This window comes from Neobacillus sp. KR4-4 (assembly GCF_042136325.1).
Classification (GTDB): domain Bacteria; phylum Bacillota; class Bacilli; order Bacillales; family Cytobacillaceae; genus Neobacillus.
Genome location: NZ_JBHHJU010000011.1, coordinates 66,874 through 82,105, shown reverse-complemented (window position 1 = coordinate 82,105; position 15,232 = coordinate 66,874). Strand labels below are relative to the sequence as shown.

18 protein-coding genes are annotated in these 15,232 nt (G+C 37.0%); 1 reads left to right on the top strand and 17 read right to left on the bottom strand.

All coding sequences use genetic code 11. The features are described from left to right. Positions 1 to 12: 12 nt before the first annotated feature. The 8 genes from ACE198_RS13250 to ACE198_RS13215 all read right to left on the bottom strand — a co-directional run bounded on the left by ACE198_RS13250 (position 13) and on the right by ACE198_RS13215 (position 6,701). Complete coding sequence (locus tag ACE198_RS13250) at positions 13 to 306, bottom strand: transposase (RefSeq protein ID WP_375375860.1); 294 nt, start codon at positions 304 to 306, stop codon at positions 13 to 15. Positions 307 to 418: 112 nt separating this feature from the next. Then, a complete protein-coding gene (locus tag ACE198_RS13245) occupies positions 419 to 1,543 on the bottom strand; it encodes an NADH-dependent flavin oxidoreductase (protein ID WP_375375859.1) in 1,125 nt (374 codons plus the stop codon). A gap of 107 nt (positions 1,544 to 1,650) precedes the next feature. Further along, on the bottom strand, positions 1,651 to 1,965 hold the full coding sequence (trxA, locus tag ACE198_RS13240; RefSeq protein WP_375375858.1) for a thioredoxin: 315 nt from the start codon (positions 1,963 to 1,965) through the stop codon (positions 1,651 to 1,653). 16 nt (positions 1,966 to 1,981) lie between these two features. After that, positions 1,982 to 2,146 carry a hypothetical protein gene (locus ACE198_RS13235; RefSeq protein WP_375375857.1) on the bottom strand — a complete coding sequence of 55 codons (165 nt, stop codon included), beginning with the start codon at positions 2,144 to 2,146 and terminating at the stop codon, positions 1,982 to 1,984. Positions 2,147 to 2,229: 83 nt separating this feature from the next. Beyond that, a complete protein-coding gene (locus tag ACE198_RS13230) occupies positions 2,230 to 2,622 on the bottom strand; it encodes an IDEAL domain-containing protein (protein ID WP_375375856.1) in 393 nt (130 codons plus the stop codon). 119 nt (positions 2,623 to 2,741) lie between these two features. Then, positions 2,742 to 3,161 (bottom strand): RrF2 family transcriptional regulator, encoded by a 420-nt coding sequence (locus ACE198_RS13225; protein ID WP_375375855.1) that lies wholly within the window; start codon positions 3,159 to 3,161, stop codon positions 2,742 to 2,744. A 604-nt stretch (positions 3,162 to 3,765) separates the two neighbouring features. Continuing rightward, positions 3,766 to 5,523: a beta-N-acetylhexosaminidase gene (nagZ, locus tag ACE198_RS13220; protein WP_375375854.1), complete on the bottom strand. Its 1,758-nt coding sequence runs from the start codon at positions 5,521 to 5,523 to the stop codon at positions 3,766 to 3,768. A 551-nt stretch (positions 5,524 to 6,074) separates the two neighbouring features. Beyond that, positions 6,075 to 6,701, bottom strand: a complete 627-nt coding sequence (locus ACE198_RS13215; RefSeq protein ID WP_375375853.1) for a cysteine hydrolase family protein — start codon at positions 6,699 to 6,701, stop codon at positions 6,075 to 6,077. A 166-nt stretch (positions 6,702 to 6,867) separates the two neighbouring features. Between ACE198_RS13215 and ACE198_RS13210 the strand changes: the two genes are divergently transcribed. Then, positions 6,868 to 7,770, top strand: coding sequence for a VanW family protein (locus ACE198_RS13210; RefSeq protein WP_375375852.1), 903 nt, complete (start codon positions 6,868 to 6,870; stop codon positions 7,768 to 7,770). A gap of 102 nt (positions 7,771 to 7,872) precedes the next feature. Here the strand turns inward: ACE198_RS13210 and ACE198_RS13205 are convergent, their stop codons facing one another. From ACE198_RS13205 to ACE198_RS13165, 9 genes are all read right to left on the bottom strand, one after another. Continuing rightward, on the bottom strand, positions 7,873 to 8,592 hold the full coding sequence (locus tag ACE198_RS13205) for a KDGP aldolase (protein ID WP_375375851.1): 720 nt from the start codon (positions 8,590 to 8,592) through the stop codon (positions 7,873 to 7,875). Continuing rightward, positions 8,589 to 9,701 (bottom strand): DgaE family pyridoxal phosphate-dependent ammonia lyase, encoded by a 1,113-nt coding sequence (locus ACE198_RS13200; RefSeq protein ID WP_375375850.1) that lies wholly within the window; start codon positions 9,699 to 9,701, stop codon positions 8,589 to 8,591. The genes ACE198_RS13205 and ACE198_RS13200 overlap by 4 nt, the downstream gene beginning before the upstream one ends. Before the next feature lie 10 nt (positions 9,702 to 9,711). Continuing rightward, entirely contained in the window at positions 9,712 to 10,371 is a 660-nt protein-coding gene (locus ACE198_RS13195) for a DUF4310 family protein (protein WP_375375849.1), read from the bottom strand. A 2-nt stretch (positions 10,372 to 10,373) separates the two neighbouring features. Then, entirely contained in the window at positions 10,374 to 11,159 is a 786-nt protein-coding gene (locus tag ACE198_RS13190; protein ID WP_375375848.1) for a DUF4311 domain-containing protein, read from the bottom strand. After that, positions 11,159 to 11,365: a DUF4312 family protein gene (locus tag ACE198_RS13185; protein ID WP_375375922.1), complete on the bottom strand. Its 207-nt coding sequence runs from the start codon at positions 11,363 to 11,365 to the stop codon at positions 11,159 to 11,161. Before ACE198_RS13185 ends, ACE198_RS13190 begins: the two co-directional genes overlap by 1 nt. A gap of 145 nt (positions 11,366 to 11,510) precedes the next feature. Continuing rightward, entirely contained in the window at positions 11,511 to 11,876 is a 366-nt protein-coding gene (locus ACE198_RS13180; protein WP_375375847.1) for an SFCGS family glycine-rich protein, read from the bottom strand. A 15-nt stretch (positions 11,877 to 11,891) separates the two neighbouring features. Beyond that, the gene (locus ACE198_RS13175; protein ID WP_375375921.1) at positions 11,892 to 12,233 is read right to left on the bottom strand and encodes a hypothetical protein; all 342 of its coding nucleotides are present in this window, start codon (positions 12,231 to 12,233) and stop codon (positions 11,892 to 11,894) included. Beyond that, entirely contained in the window at positions 12,205 to 13,356 is a 1,152-nt protein-coding gene (locus ACE198_RS13170) for an amidohydrolase/deacetylase family metallohydrolase (RefSeq protein WP_375375846.1), read from the bottom strand. Before ACE198_RS13170 ends, ACE198_RS13175 begins: the two co-directional genes overlap by 29 nt. A 15-nt stretch (positions 13,357 to 13,371) precedes the next feature. Beyond that, positions 13,372 to 15,219, bottom strand: a complete 1,848-nt coding sequence (locus tag ACE198_RS13165; protein ID WP_375375845.1) for a BglG family transcription antiterminator — start codon at positions 15,217 to 15,219, stop codon at positions 13,372 to 13,374. Positions 15,220 to 15,232: the final 13 nt, after the last annotated feature.

The following is a 15,232-nucleotide window of genomic DNA, read 5'->3' as shown; positions in this document are numbered from 1 at the left end:
TAAAGGTATAAACTACGCTTGGTTTTTGGTGAAGATGTGCATGGCCTTTTTTAAGATTTCAATTTCCTCTCTTGCTTCTGCCAATTCTTTTTCATGTTGTTTTTTTAATTTTTCAAGCTCAGTAGGTGTAATATAAGTCTCATTAGTCTTCCCGGTATTACTCTTCTTTCTATAAGATGAAACCCATCCACTTATCGTCTTAGGTGAAATTTCTAACTCACGTGCAACATCTGATGCTTTTCGGCCTTCCTCAACAACTAACTTTGAAACATAATCCTTATACTCTTGATCAAAATGTTTACCCAAAGTGAACACGTCCTTCTAAATGATGATTGTATTATAAACTAAATCTCATTTTTACGTGTCCACTTTTTAGACTAACCTCAGGGTTTCCTTCTTGTAAAAGTATTTAACTGATTTATTCTACTCCCGGAAACCATCCTGGCGTATGAACAATTGCCTGCCACAGGGGATCTGGTACTTCCAGTTCGTGCTGATGATTCTTGTTTATTTTGGTGACAATTTCAGATTCTCTACCTTGTTCCACTTTTTGCACCCACTCAGGATCAATGATCAGTCCACGTCCCAATGCGATTAATGGGACGCCCGTTTCCAATGCGTTTAAGGCATCATCAGCTGTATAAATCGAACCAACACCGATAACTGGAACTCGGTTCCCTACACGTTCCTGAATGATTTCAATACGTGAACGTGTATCCTCCACTCCTCGTCTAGGGGTTGACCTGAAATCCAGCAATGAAACATGAAGATAATCAAGGTCTTTTTCTACAAGTGCATCTATTAGTGCCAGTGTGTCAGCCATCGTGATTCCAGGTGTTTCAGGTTCCTCCGGAGAAAAACGATAGCCTACCAAGAAGGGCTCCTTCGCATATTCAGCAACCACTCTCTTTACTTCATCGACAATCGCCAACGGAAAAGTTAACCGTTTTTCAAGCGTGCCGCCCCATCGGTCATCCCGACAATTAGAATGAGGGGAGAAAAATTGCTGAATCAGATATCCATTGGCACCATGTATTTCAACTCCATCATAACCTGCTTCAATGGCACGTCGAGTGGTTTCTCCAAAATCGCGAATAATAGATTCGACCTCTGTTTCAGTCAATGCGCGGGGAACGGGTTTTCCTTCCCCTTCTGAAGGAACTGCACTAGCACTTACCACGTCACCATCCACTAATTCAGGTGGAACCTGACGGCCGCCATGGAAAATTTGCAAAATTGCTTTCGCACCTTGTTCTTTAATGGCTGATGCTAGTCGACTCAAACTTGGGATCATTTCATCTCGGTCTCCAGCAAATTCACCATGAAATCCTTTACCATTCCTGGTTACATAAGTACATGCTGTAATGACCATTCCAACGCCATTGGAACGTCGTTGATAATACTTGACTTCCGCATCTGAGACTGTGTCGTCAGGATTGGATGAGAAATTGGTCATCGGTGCCATGACTATTCGGTTTTTTAAGTGAATCCCCTTTCCTATCGTAAATGACTCAAATAATGGTGCATATTTTTCATTCATCATGTCTTTACTCCTCCTGTATGTTCATTTATGTTATATAGGCAAAAAATACCTTTACCCTTTCTATAACTTCACCTTATAGTTTAGGTATTTGATAAGAGCTTTATCAATTAAGAGTGTTTTAAAATTAATTCTGTTAATGCTTCTTTTGGTTGGAAGCCAATAACCTTATCAACTTCAACACCGTCTTTGAAAAGAATCAACGTTGGAATGCTCATAACACCAAATGATCTGGTGGTTTCTGGGTTCTCATCCACATTAAGTTTTAGAATCCGAACTTTATCACTAATTTCAAAATCGATTTCCTCCAACACAGGTGCAATCATTTTACATGGTCCGCACCATGGAGCCCAAAAATCCACTAACACCAATCCCTCTTTCATTTCTGCAGCAAAAGTTTGATCTGTTACGTGTAAAATTGCCATTATTTTTTCCTCCATTTTAATTTTTATATTTTAAGGCTCTGTTAAACTTGCCTGTTGATTTCCGCTCCAGGCACTTCGCTTTCCGCGGGTGGTCCGGCGAGCCTCCTCGTCGCTGCGCTTCTGCGGGGTCTCCCCTGCCCCGTCCTCCCGCAGGAGTCTTCGTGCCTTCCGCTCCAATCAACAGGGTGCCAAAATAAACAATTAAGCTTTAACACAGCCTATTTAAAAAAAACTTAATTGATCACTCTGGAAAACATATGAAAGTTACCTTTTTATATCAAAATTCCTCATTCGGTTTCCACTAATTAGAAATTCAGATTTTTTTATAGGCACTTCATGATTTTTTTTAGTAGATACTAATTTCGCCGATAATTCCTTAAACCACTGCTCATCTTTAAATAGTAAAGCCAAATCTATTAAAGCTAAAAGCTCACTTTCATTTTTATCAGTTGTATCGGGTAGCTTTTCAGCCCGTTTATTTACGATCCAAATCGATTTTCCAATCGCTTTTTCATTGTCACTATCAACCACATTTATTTGTAACATTCCTTCGGTAGTGTCTACGGTTTCAACATACCCGTGGATCAGTTCTCCATCTCTGGATACCCCCTGTATCCAATCCCCATTTTCAAAACGATAATTGTCGGCCATTGTCATCTGCACCCCCTAAATGTTATAAAAAAAGTTACAGTTTGGTTTTTTTAAAAAGTTTATAAACAACATCTCATTATACTGTAATAAATTAATATACAGTATGAATAAAAGAAAAAACTAAATCATGGACAATGTTTAATTTTTTCTAAAACAGTACTAAGTGTAATATTCTCTAAATATTTTTCAAAATACAATTCAGCATCATTGAAAATCTGGTCCATTACCACCTGGGTATTAGACGAGATGACACATTTTTGCTCAGGGTCACCAGTACACCAGTTTGGTTTTAGGCTTCCGCGTGAAACAGTACGATAAATATCTGCCAATGAAACTTCTTGTGAGTCACAGTCGAGAATATAGCCACCACCTATACCTTCTTTGGTCCTAACAAATCCATGATTGCGCAAACAGCTCATGATCTTGCGAATCCGTGCCGCATTTGTACAAACATTGGCAGCGATTGACTCACTGCTAGCCATGTGATCTGGTAAATATGCTAGATAGATTAAACTATGGACGGCTATCGTAAAATCACTATTCACTTCAATGCTTCCTCCTCAAGAAGATTAATGTAATTTTATTATTTACAGTTTATAAAGTCAACAAAAAATAACTCAATTATAATAATTCCACTATAGCCTAACCATAATTAGCTTTCTACCCTATTTTATTTTTGCTAATCACTGTGTGAGTATTTACTTAGATTTTCCAAAATCGCTAAACGAATAAGTTTCACTTTTATTTCTTTACTTAATGAAAGCCATTCAGGTTTATTGATTTTCATTATTCATTCCCCCATTAGAGTATTGTTCGTTTCAAGAAGTTTTTAAACAACTTATTTTCTAACAATATTCATCTGAGAAGCATTTGATTTTACTAATACTTTTTTCATTCCCGTTCACTCGTGCTTTTTAACATTTTTCGTTTGCCATTTTATTTTAATTTTCTACATTTTTTTCATTTACAATTTGGTTTGTAGATTTTTGGTTTAATCATTTTGTCCATCAATATCTGAGCCTGTCCCCCAAAACTATGTTAACTAAAAGCACGGGGGACAGGTACATTAAGACTTCTTCTTTTCACCATCTTAATCTTAATCGTAATCCAATTTAGACTTTGATTTATTAAATATTTCGTTAAAATTATTTAACTTGCCATATTATTTTTGACTAGGGCTGCGTTATATATAGAGTAATGATCCAGGTATAAGGTTTGAGTTCCTGTAGGAAAAACAAACTTTAATGTATTGGTCCCAATCGTATAGCTGATAATTTCTTCCTTATTACTTGTTTTTATATCTGTTTTCGGAGTACCAAAATAATGTTTTATATCATTAATAGATAATTTTTTTAACCCAGGATCGTAGGATCTAATCTCAAACAGTTGCTGCCCTTTATTATAAGCGACCACTACATGCTTTTTATTATAAGTGCAATAGGTGCCTTTCGCTGCAGCAACATATTCACTTTTATCTTCTTTTCCCCAGGTCTTTCTTACTTCATCAATTGTGGTGCTTTTTAGATGAAAATAAACATTTATAATGGAGCCTTCTTTTGCCTTAGTAGCTATATTTAAAAGTAATTTACTCTTTGTTATATTCGTCGAAGTAGTATTTGAAATCGTTTTTGTTAGTTGATCATTTAGTTTACTTACATTTACTGGAGAAACTTTATTATTATTAATATTATATTTATGTTTCAAAGTTAAAATCCTATATACACTCTTATTGATTGTATCTTCAGAAATAGTATGATTTTTTACTGCTGAATAAATACTGTTGTAGACAGTTGCTACATTATCCATCCCATGACCCACTAAAATAATGTCAGTCCCAGCATTTACCGCCCTTACTGCAGCGTCTTGCAACTTGTAGTGCTTTGTAATCGCACCCATAGTTATATCATCTGTAATGACAACTCCGCCAAATCCATATTGTTTACGTAAAAGATTTGTAATAATGGTTTTTGACATGGATGCAGGATAATTAGAATCAATTTTTTTCACCAATATGTGAGCAACCATCACCATATCTGCATGTCCTTTGATTGCATTGTTAAATGGAACTAATTCAACCTTTTTTAGTCTAGTAAGATCATTCTGTACGAATGGAAGTTCCAAATGAGAATCAACGGAAGTGTCTCCGTGACCAGGGAAATGTTTAATAACTGGAATGACTTTTCCAGAACTTATACCATTCATCATACTAACTCCCATTTTCGTAACAATACTCGAATTTGTTCCAAAGGAACGGTCCCCGATAACAGTATTTTTAGGATTACTTTGGATATCTAGAACTGGAGCAAAATCTGTGTTAAATCCAAAAGCTTGCAATTCATAGGCGATCACCTTACCGATATTAAAGGCGTATTTTTCATCATTTTTATTTCCAATGATTCTTGCACTCGGTGTATTTTTGATTGATGTTGGCATCCGGTGTACCCTTCCGCCTTCTTGGTCGACGGATATGAATAATGGTACTTTATTCTTACTGTTTACATTCTTGATTGCATTTGTTAAGTTTACTAATTGAGCCGCATTCTTAACATTCGTTTGATATATGATTAACCCACCTGGCTTGTATTTATTAATTAAGTTTTGTGTATTTGAATTAACGGTTATGCCATCAAATCCTGCGATTATCATTTGACCTATTTTTTCATTTAAAGTCATCTTATTAAGCTGTTCTTGAATTGAATCTTTCTTGGGTGGTAAAGCTGTCTTTTGTGTATCTTCTGTTTTGGTATCTTCTGTTTTGTTACCTTCTGTTTTGGTTTTTTCTGTTTGGCCTGTATTCATCTCTTTATGATTATCCTCATAACTATTAGTGGTATTATTATTTGAACAGCCATTAATAAGTAATAATGCAAACAAAATGAATAGCGTTTTCATCATCAACTTTTTCATAGTGCCGCTCCTTCCAGTTGTAATCAGTGATTGTTCTTCTATATAATTCAGGGGATTCTGGAGCTCAAAGGTAATTCAAAATTGACGTATTATTTTATATTGCAAATAATATTCCCTATAACATAAATATTTACCATCATTGATCCTGTGGACTCTTCATGAAACGCTTCAAGTCAAATCCTTTTTTTGCACATTTTTCACATCTCCAATCAAATAGAATAAAATTCAAGCTGCTAGGTGGCATTGTCCTCTCTTCAATAATAAAAAATTCAACAGAAAATACACCATCCAATAATAACGTAATTTGACCATCCACCTAATAAAATAGTGTATATAAGAACTGTTGCCATTGCCCAAGGTATCCATCAACGTTTCATGGGTTTTATTATGAAAAAAGATGCGCTCATTTTATAAGCGCATCTTCCGATCTCTTTCAGTATTTCTTTAATAATTAGCAATATTTATTAATACCTCTTTCCTTCAAATATGATATAAAGTGAGATAATTTTCTCCACACTCTTATTCTTTAGTATGCCTTTTTAAGAGTATCATTACATATTTGAAATGGCCTCACGTGTTGTCCATGTAGCACTACTGAATGCTCGGTAGTTCGTAACAGCAGCATGAAAATCGTCTTCACTAATCGTGGCAGTTGCATCGTAAACAACGGCTGTCTTGAAGCCATTTTCGATTAAATCTCTCATGTGCGATTCAACACAAACGTTTGATAATACACCAGCCAAAATTACTTGTTCTTTTCTGCGTTGCCTTAGTTGATAGACCAGATCATTTGTCTGAGGACTGGCCACCTTGTGCGGTGTTGCAATGACGGATGTTTTGTCCAAGATATACGGAGCTAAAGTTGGAACATAATCTGCCTCTGGAGTTGGAGGACTAAATTGATTTAATTTCTGATACACACGTAAATTAATCAACATTTCTTGTTCGCTTCCAGTAAACTTCCAATTATAGTCATGTGGATATAAAAAGTGCGGGGAAACAAAGAGCTGATAACCTTTACTCTTGCCAGTGCTTAATAGTAGTTCCAGGTTGGCTAAGGTATTATTCTGTTTAATGTTATCCTTTGTCAAATGATATCCTCTTCCGCCTGGAGACAAAAAGTCATTTTGAGGGTCAGTAATAACTATTGCAGTATTCACTGGATTTGATTTAAACATAGAATTGTCCCTCCTTTTTTATGTTTTCACTTATCGATTATATGAACTACATTGATTAAAAATTCCCTAAGAAAATGAAATTTTGAACTTATTACCAAAGTACAAATTCACATACATGGAATTGTAGATTTCACCTCATATTAAAGTTAGGAGGGATTCTAGGAATATGAACTTTACTTGGTTACTTGGGTTATTAATTTTATCTCAACAGGTGAATATACCAGGCAGTTTATTAACAACTAACAATGGGCAAACTTTCACAATCGTTAATCGTACTGACTTTTCGATGAACTTGCCCGGTTTACCTATTATTGACACAGAAAATCTTAATAAATATATGGATGAAATGGACAAACATGTTTCTAAAAGTCCTAAAAATGCATTTATTGATAATAACGGGAATATCATACCTGAAAAAGTCGGTTACCGATTAAACCGTCAAATCTTTACAGAACAAGTATATTCTTATTATTTTAACAATGGATCATCTAAATTGGAGATCCCTTTACAAACAATTTATCCTAATGTTGACAGTGAATTACTAGCAGATATTCGAAATAAAAAAATTGGCGAATACGTAACATCCTTCAATAAATATAACAAAGAACGAACCAATAATATTTATCTTGCAAAAAAAGCGATTAATAATTTTGTTCTATTCCCAGGGGAAACTTTTTCCTTTAATAAAGTTGTTGGTAAAAGAACAGCAGAAAAAGGTTATATGCCTGCAACAGTGATTTATAGGGGAAAATTTTCAGAAGATATTGGTGGTGGGATCTGTCAAGTATCATCTACCCTTTTTAATGCAGTGGATAATGCGGGATTAAAAGTTATCCAACGTGTTTCACACAGTAGAAAGGTTACCTATATTCCACCAGGGAGGGATGCAACCGTTAGTTGGAATGGACCAGATTTTGTATTTAAAAATAAATACCATGAACCCATTCTAATTCAAGCAAAAACATTAGGGAACAAGTTAACCATTGAGTTATATTCTTCAGATTTCATTAACTTTAGTCCTAGAAAAGTTCCACATCTTCCTAATGATCAAAATCACCAACCCAAGTGAGATCACTTGGGGTTTTTTGGTGCTTATTAATTTCAACACAATCTTTTATTTAGAGATGTACTCGAAAAGCTGTCGCATAATTATTTATAGTATAAACCTAAATTACTCCCACACCATTGTTAAAAGTTGCTCCACTTTTTCTACTTCTGTTTTTCCAGTTTGTTTGTCCATCAAAGATGTATACAAATGAGGAATGACTAACTCAGCACCATTATCAAAACATGTTTGCACAATTGAATGAACATTATTTAAATCAATTCCGCCTGTCGGCTCAAACACTTTGATGCCCGAGCTTACCGCTGATCGTACCATTGCTGCGACTTCGTCTAATCGCTTATCTCCGTCGATTGGATAAAATTTAACAGAATGTATTCCAATTTCCTCCAACATAGATGCAGCCAATTCACATGACACTTTTTCTTTTAACTGTTTGCTGATAGGGCCGGTTGAAATATACACCTCACCAACAACTCCGCTCGGTTCAATAAGAGCATTAACAATGGTATGATGGGCGCCAAATTGCTGCATCGCCCCAAGAGTGTAGCCTGCTGCTGGAAACACTTGGTTTACATGGCTTGGAATCGTCTTTGTTGAAACATTCACTACATTTTTCCAAACACTCGCATCTCCAGCACCTAAGCCAACAGAAACAGGGATTCCTTCATTTTTATAGGATGTTACGGCATCGATAGCTGCTTCATCTGATGGGAAATCTTTTACCGTCAGTCCAATTAATATCTGTTCTTTGCCAACCTCATAAATTTCTTTTGCGTTTTCTACATCCTTGGCCAGTACGTTAAAAATTACACGCTTGTTGATCATTTTAAATATGTTCCTCCTATAATCTCAAGTATTCTCTCGGCAATCATTTGCTCTTGACCTTCTAATAATGGACGTGGATCAATATGGAGCATTCCCAAATCAGAATAGTAGTCTCGCAAGTAAATGGCAGGATTACCTTTTTTTAATGCTTCGCTCAATTCATAAGCTGAAATGCCTGTTTTTGCAGCATCTATTTGTATACAAGCCCGGTAAATCGGACGGCCGGCTTCATCCGCCTCTAATCTTGTTTTCACTCCTGGTATGGCCAATATACGATTACACAATCCTTCCATTCTTTTTCTCTGTGCGTCAGGCTCTACGGACTGTATATCATAATTTTCAAGGGCGATCATTAAGCCAACCATTGCTTCTTTACTTACCTTCATGGCCCGGCCAATTCCTTTATACTGCATGCGACATGCTTCCACCCATTCTTTTTTACCGCAAATAAACCCGGATGTCGGTCCGCTGAGTGCCTTTCCACCACTGAAAATGACCATATCAGCACCCAGTCTAGTGTATTTTTTCAAATCAGTTTCTGCCGCTGCATCAACAATTAAAGGCAGATTGTGTGTCCTTGCGATATCAATCATAACCTCCAAAGGTTGCATACCTTTTTGAACTGTATGATGTGACTTGACATAAAATAAGGCAGCTGTATTAATAGTAATAGCTTGTTCAATATGTTCTCGGTAAGTGCGATTTGCATACCCCACTTCAATAGCTTGACCACCACCAAGTGAAATCATCTGCTTAATGCTTGCACCAAAATGAATCACATGACCGGTTTGAATAATCACTTCTTTTTTCGTTCCCTCAAAAAATGGCAGCTGTTCAATAGTGTGTAAATCCGTTTTAGAAATAGCAGCTGCTACACTCAACGCTATACCGGCAGCAGCGCCCATTGTCGGACAACCATCTTCGGTATCAGTATGCTTTGCAATAGCCTTTCCTGTATGACGGATTAAAGTATCAATCTCAATATAATCCTGCAATGCCTGTTTCATCGAATCAGCAATGTTATCATTTACCGCTGAAATGCCGAGCGCTGTCATTTTGCCGCTAGCGTTTATTACTTTTTTTAGTCCTATTCGTTCATATATATTCATATTTTTCTCCTTACTTTAGCGGAAGCGGGAAGAATCCGCCCATTAGCATTGCCCCTAATATTGCACCACCAGCAATCGGCTTTTTCCAAATATAGAACAATAAAGCTCCAATGATAGATCCTAATCCCACTGGTAAAGATGCCTGGCAAGCCGCGATCACAATTAATGGTCCAAAATAGCGGCCGGCCATATTTCCTGCACCCATCATAATATCCGCGCCAAATGTAGAGCTTGCAGATTTAATTGATATTTTACGAATACCAACAATGATATATCCGATTGCCAATCCGATCAGTAACCCCGTTAATATGGCTAACGGGAAATTGTAAACAGGCGCTGTAAACCCAACCGCCAGAAAAATTGCAGGAATGCCGACACCCACTCCGGTATTTAACGCTCCTCCTATGTCCAATATCCCTACCAAAGGCCCTTCTAGTACTCTAGCAAACAAAAAGCTGGCTCCAAATGCCGCAGCTGCTCCATATCCCCCGCCATCAAGCCCTGCTTTTAATAGGGCGATAACTGCAATATCATTAAATGCACCAACACCATGCACAACGTACATATGGCAAGCTGTAAATGTTCCTGCAGCCAACAGCGCTGTAAAAAATGGAAATGACCAGTCCGCATACCAAAACGAATTATAATTAATATTTTTGTTATTTGTCATAATCACTTCACCTCTTGTCCAACCATTTTGTGTAAATTGATTAACCATTCCGGATGATGTAAATGCATTTGAGTAAGTAATGTTAAGTCACTGCCCCGGAAAAATGCACTTAACATAAATAAAATGATAATTGTTGTAAAAATTGCTTTCGGTGCCCGTGTCCAGCCGAGATCATCGACACCTTTTCCGAGTATTATCCCTAGTACAACCCCTGGAACAGCATTTCCCATAATCAATTGGGCCATTCCGCCGAAGAGCGTTCCCCAAAATCCAGTACGTTTCCCGGCATCAATCGCAGCGAGCCAAAATATGGCTGGCATCACATAAACAATAAGCAAATTGGCGGCGGGTGCCAGTACATTCATCGCTACAACTTGTAATGACTCAGGAATTGCCGATGCTGTTGTACATAAAAAGGCAACTGTGACCGCTCCGACAATCGCCCCAATAATCCCCATCTTTTTCGGGTTGTGTAACGTTTCTTCTGGATTCTTTTTTCCTCTTAAAACAACTGCTGCCGTCCAATGCGGCAATACACGGTGATCTGTCTCGGAAGTTATGGCTCCCACCCCAACCGCGGAAGCCCACGCCTTGAAAAAGAACCCTAATCCAAATGTAAAATGCGAAATACTATCCCCCGCACATGAGTTTAACTCCCCTAATGTACGAAAGGATCCCAGCCCTTGCACCTTGGGTGTATGGAACATTCGTGCGGCCCCCGCACCGATTGGAAAACCCGTTAACGCTCCCACTAAAGCAGCTTTACATAATATGATTAACGTTTCCATTATTTCACCTGCCTAAATTTCTGTACTTTATATTTGATAAATCCCAGTATGCCATTGTCTTGAAATTGCTTTTCATGCTGGATTCCATCTACGTTTAACAAGGATACACGTACCTTAATGTTCAAAACATATTGATACTTTGTTCTTTTCCTAGGGAAGAACAAGAATAGGAAGTATTCTGTATAACTAATTTCTTTCGCTTGAATTATGTCGACACTTAATGGTTCAAGCCGTATAATTATTTGGTGATCATCTTGTACTTTTTTTTTACTTGATTCAGTGCTGAACCAATAGCTTGGTCTTTTGCATAGCCAGAAGAGGACACTTGGACATTCAGGTCTTTTGTAATCATTATTTACCACCCCTTACTCGAATGAGCTCGTTCGTTATCTCTTTACCAAGTTCTTCAAGATCCATAAAACTAAAGCCAAGTACTTCAATACCATCCTGAATCGCCGTTTTGCCTTCTTGGATTGATTTCATTCCATAACGCGCTTTATACCCATATTTATTTTGTGCTGTTATTGCACCGGCACCGCCGCTTCCGCAAAATGAAAGTCCAAGATCAGCATTTTCTGACTTCATTACATCTCCTAGTCTCATATCTGCAGCCATTCCTTCTATAACAATCGCTTTCCCACCTGCAGATTCAATCCCATTCCCAACCTTTTGCCCTTTCCCTAGGCGATCACCGATAACGATCACTACTTGATTCATTTTTTATTCCTCCTATTATTCATTATTTTTAATCGTTTCAAAGTGAATGGCTAATAAGTATGTTTCATCTTCATATAAATGTGGAAGCAAAGAGCAAACCACTTTTGCTAATTCAATTGAAACGCTTGATACCTCATTGAAAAGCTCCGTATTTAAATCCCTAATAGAATCTTCATTCATATTGCGAGTTACCATTGCTGATATATGCGATATAAGAGAAAGCCACTGCGGATGTGTTGGGTAAAGCTTCCTTTCCTTGATCATTAACCGAACTTTATTAAGAATATCTTTACATGTTTTTTCATCCCCACTTTTTGTGATCATTTCTTTAATTTCTATTTGATTTAGTCCCACCATTACATTCAAAGACCTTCCTTCCTGCTCGGATCGTTATATAAGGTTCGATTACTTTTTCAACAATAAGTGGATACCCCTCTGAATCTATTAATTCAGTGCACATTTCTTTTTCATAGAAAAGTGTGACATCCGCTCTGGTACCATAAGCAAATGTACCTTGCTCAATTAGATGAAGGGTTTTTGCAGGCTTGATTGTTACCGCTTCCACAACTTCCAATAATGAAAAACCAAGCCCTCTAATTTTAGACATCGTTTGCATTAAGCTCCCTACTGGCTTCTCATAGTTTCTTATATGAAGGTCACTGCTGATCGAGAAAGGATATTGGTATTTTTCCTTATAAATTGAAAGTGTAGCAAAACTGAAACTCGCTGTACCATGTCCAACATCAAACAACACACCCCTATCTAGGCAATTAACGGCTTCTGGAATTAACGTTTGATGGGATGTAATTATCTTGTTTTTTTGTTTACCATGAAAGGCATGTGTTACAATATCTCCCTTTTTTAGCAATGGTAAAATTTCTTCTATTAATGGAGGAGGATTACCGATATGCACCATAATCGGGACATTCAATGCGTCCGCTAATTTTCTTGCATGCAGTAAAGGCTGGATTCCATTATCTTTCACAACTGAACCACTCATTCTAGCTTTCAGACCGATGATAGATGATTGTGTTTCAAAAATATTGGTAGCCTCTATAATTTCCATTAAATCATCCATGTTAGCCAACTCGGCCCTGCCATTACATAAGCCTTCTTTAGATATATTCAGGAAAGCAAGCACTTCTGTTTCACTAGTTTCTATTACCTGCTGCCTAAACGTTTCATAATGATTGATTCCGGTACTTCCCGCGTCCACAATTGTGGTCACACCTTGACTGATCCCTATTTTGTCAGCTTCTACTCCCAAGTCTGTATAATCCTTGAAAACATGGGTATGAATATCGATAAAGCCTGGTGCCACAAAAGCTGCATTCGCATTGATGTAATCAACTTGGCCCCCGTGACTCTTAACAAGTGATGGATCTGCAAATTTCCCTCTTAAGATACCGATCTCTTTTTTTTCGATGGTTGCTGCTTCCGGGTCAACCACATATCCATTTTTTATAATGACAGCATCCATCGTAGATTCACCTGCTCATTTAAAATATTGTAATAATGCGATTAATTCCGCATCATTCAATTTCAAATTATTTCTCTCCATAATTACTTGTAATTTTCCTTTAATTCGTTCATCTTTTTCACCTGAATTTCCATCAGCATAGGCGAAATAATCATACTGCTTATCAAAGTAATAGCGATGGACCATTAAGAAAATATGCATCATTAATGCATTTCTTTTATTTTGTTCATCTGTTCCATTGACAAATTTAAAGATTACTTCCTGATAAATTTCATAACCTTTTATGATAATGTCATAACTAATAGTTTCACTGTCTTGACTTTCCTCATCGTTAGAACGGCTTGTCAATAAATCGTTCAGCTGCCTGTACTCACTGCTCACAATGGTTTCAACTTCTTTTTTGATCGCCTTTAAATCACTTTTTGTGGGCAATGGATTTACGACAATCACAGGCACATCAGCTTCAATCGGAAACACACTAATAATTAAGTCGATTTTTTCTTTTTGGCATATCTCATTTACTTCCATAATCGAACAATATGCAAAAATATTAATACCTGAAATCTCCTGCTCCACTTTATTTTTTATAAGCCTCGCAACACCATGCCCAGTTGCACAAACATAAAGGGTTTTGGCTTTTTTCTTTTGATCACCTAGTTTTTTTTGATAGGAAATGAGAAAATGCAAAGCAATAAAGGTAGTAAAGGATTGCTGAGCGGACGTCACATAATATCCTATATAAAATTGGCATACCTCTTTAATCGCCTGGACCAAGGATGCGTGGTTTTGATTGATTTCCTCTGCAAATGGATTTATTTCCACTCGATGCCTCATCCCTCCTTGCAGACGGAGTGATAAATGGGCTAACACATCACTGTATAATTTCGAATCACTTTCATAATCGACCTGTTCTTTTTCACTTACATGCCGAATGATTTGTTTTGTTACAAAGGCTATATCAATCGGTTTTATTTCCTCAAATATCCATTGAGATATATATTTAAACTCACATTCCAATAATGGCAGCACTGCTTCTGCAAAAGCATTCTCTGCAATTTCAAGCAAAAAATCCCTCTGTTGCCATTTATGCATATCTCTGTTTACTAATCGATAGTTTCCTAAGGAAAATCCTAAATTCATCCTAGTCAGAGAAACCGTCAATTTTATTAAGATCGTAATGAATTCCGATTGTTTATAATGATTTTCAGATGTACCCTTAAGTTGTTTTCGTATATGCTTTAAGGCTAATTTATAAGACCATGACCATGCTTCCGTTAACGCCGGTTCAGCATCGGAACATTCGCCTTCGTTTACGATTGACTTGATGATTTGATAAAGGTCATAATGACTTAAATCTTCCCTAATAATGTGTTCATATAGAAATCGCAAATGCTTCTCTTCACCGACCAGTCGATAACCCAATCTTTGCTTTCTTTCCAGATGAACCAGCCATGGTTCAATATACGCCTCTACTTTATTTAAATCATTAATAATGGTGTTCCTGCTAACCTCTAAATAATCCGCTAACAATTGCGCAGTCACATAATCAGACTGTATTAGTAAATAGCCAATGATACGCTTTATACGAATGTTTTGATCCGGATACAATTCTGATTTGCCGATGTGCGCCATCCTGTTATGTAATTGAAGCCGTTCCCCATCTAAGCACTCAATCCAGATCCCTTTATTTGGCTGTGCGTGAAATGCCACCCCTTTTTCCTTAAACCAATTTTTCACATTTTCTAAATCATTTTTTATTGTCCGATCACTGACACAAAATTCTTCTGACACATCTTTGATACGAACCGCATTCCTTGTATTCAACAGTTTTCCTACTATTTGATATTCTCGTGTTGTAAGCACTTTAATCACCACC

Bases quoted from the DNA above. Each gene is read 5' to 3' on its own strand.
- ACE198_RS13175 (WP_375375921.1), bottom strand. From the start codon at position 12,233: ATGGTGGGACTAAATCAAATAGAAATTAAAGAAATGATCACAAAAAGT.
- ACE198_RS13245 (WP_375375859.1), bottom strand. From the start codon at position 1,543: ATGATGAATGAAAAATATGCACCATTATTTGAGTCATTTACGATAGGA.
- ACE198_RS13180 (WP_375375847.1), bottom strand. From the start codon at position 11,876: ATGAATCAAGTAGTGATCGTTATCGGTGATCGCCTAGGGAAAGGGCAA.
- nagZ (WP_375375854.1), bottom strand. From the start codon at position 5,523: ATGAAAAAGTTGATGATGAAAACGCTATTCATTTTGTTTGCATTATTA.
- ACE198_RS13215 (WP_375375853.1), bottom strand. From the start codon at position 6,701: ATGTTTAAATCAAATCCAGTGAATACTGCAATAGTTATTACTGACCCT.
- ACE198_RS13205 (WP_375375851.1), bottom strand. From the start codon at position 8,592: ATGATCAACAAGCGTGTAATTTTTAACGTACTGGCCAAGGATGTAGAA.
- trxA (WP_375375858.1), bottom strand. From the start codon at position 1,965: ATGGCAATTTTACACGTAACAGATCAAACTTTTGCTGCAGAAATGAAA.
- ACE198_RS13195 (WP_375375849.1), bottom strand. From the start codon at position 10,371: ATGACAAATAACAAAAATATTAATTATAATTCGTTTTGGTATGCGGAC.
- ACE198_RS13170 (WP_375375846.1), bottom strand. From the start codon at position 13,356: ATGGATGCTGTCATTATAAAAAATGGATATGTGGTTGACCCGGAAGCA.
- ACE198_RS13200 (WP_375375850.1), bottom strand. From the start codon at position 9,701: ATGAATATATATGAACGAATAGGACTAAAAAAAGTAATAAACGCTAGC.
- ACE198_RS13190 (WP_375375848.1), bottom strand. From the start codon at position 11,159: ATGGAAACGTTAATCATATTATGTAAAGCTGCTTTAGTGGGAGCGTTA.
- ACE198_RS13210 (WP_375375852.1), top strand. From the start codon at position 6,868: ATGAACTTTACTTGGTTACTTGGGTTATTAATTTTATCTCAACAGGTG.
- ACE198_RS13230 (WP_375375856.1), bottom strand. From the start codon at position 2,622: ATGACAATGGCCGACAATTATCGTTTTGAAAATGGGGATTGGATACAG.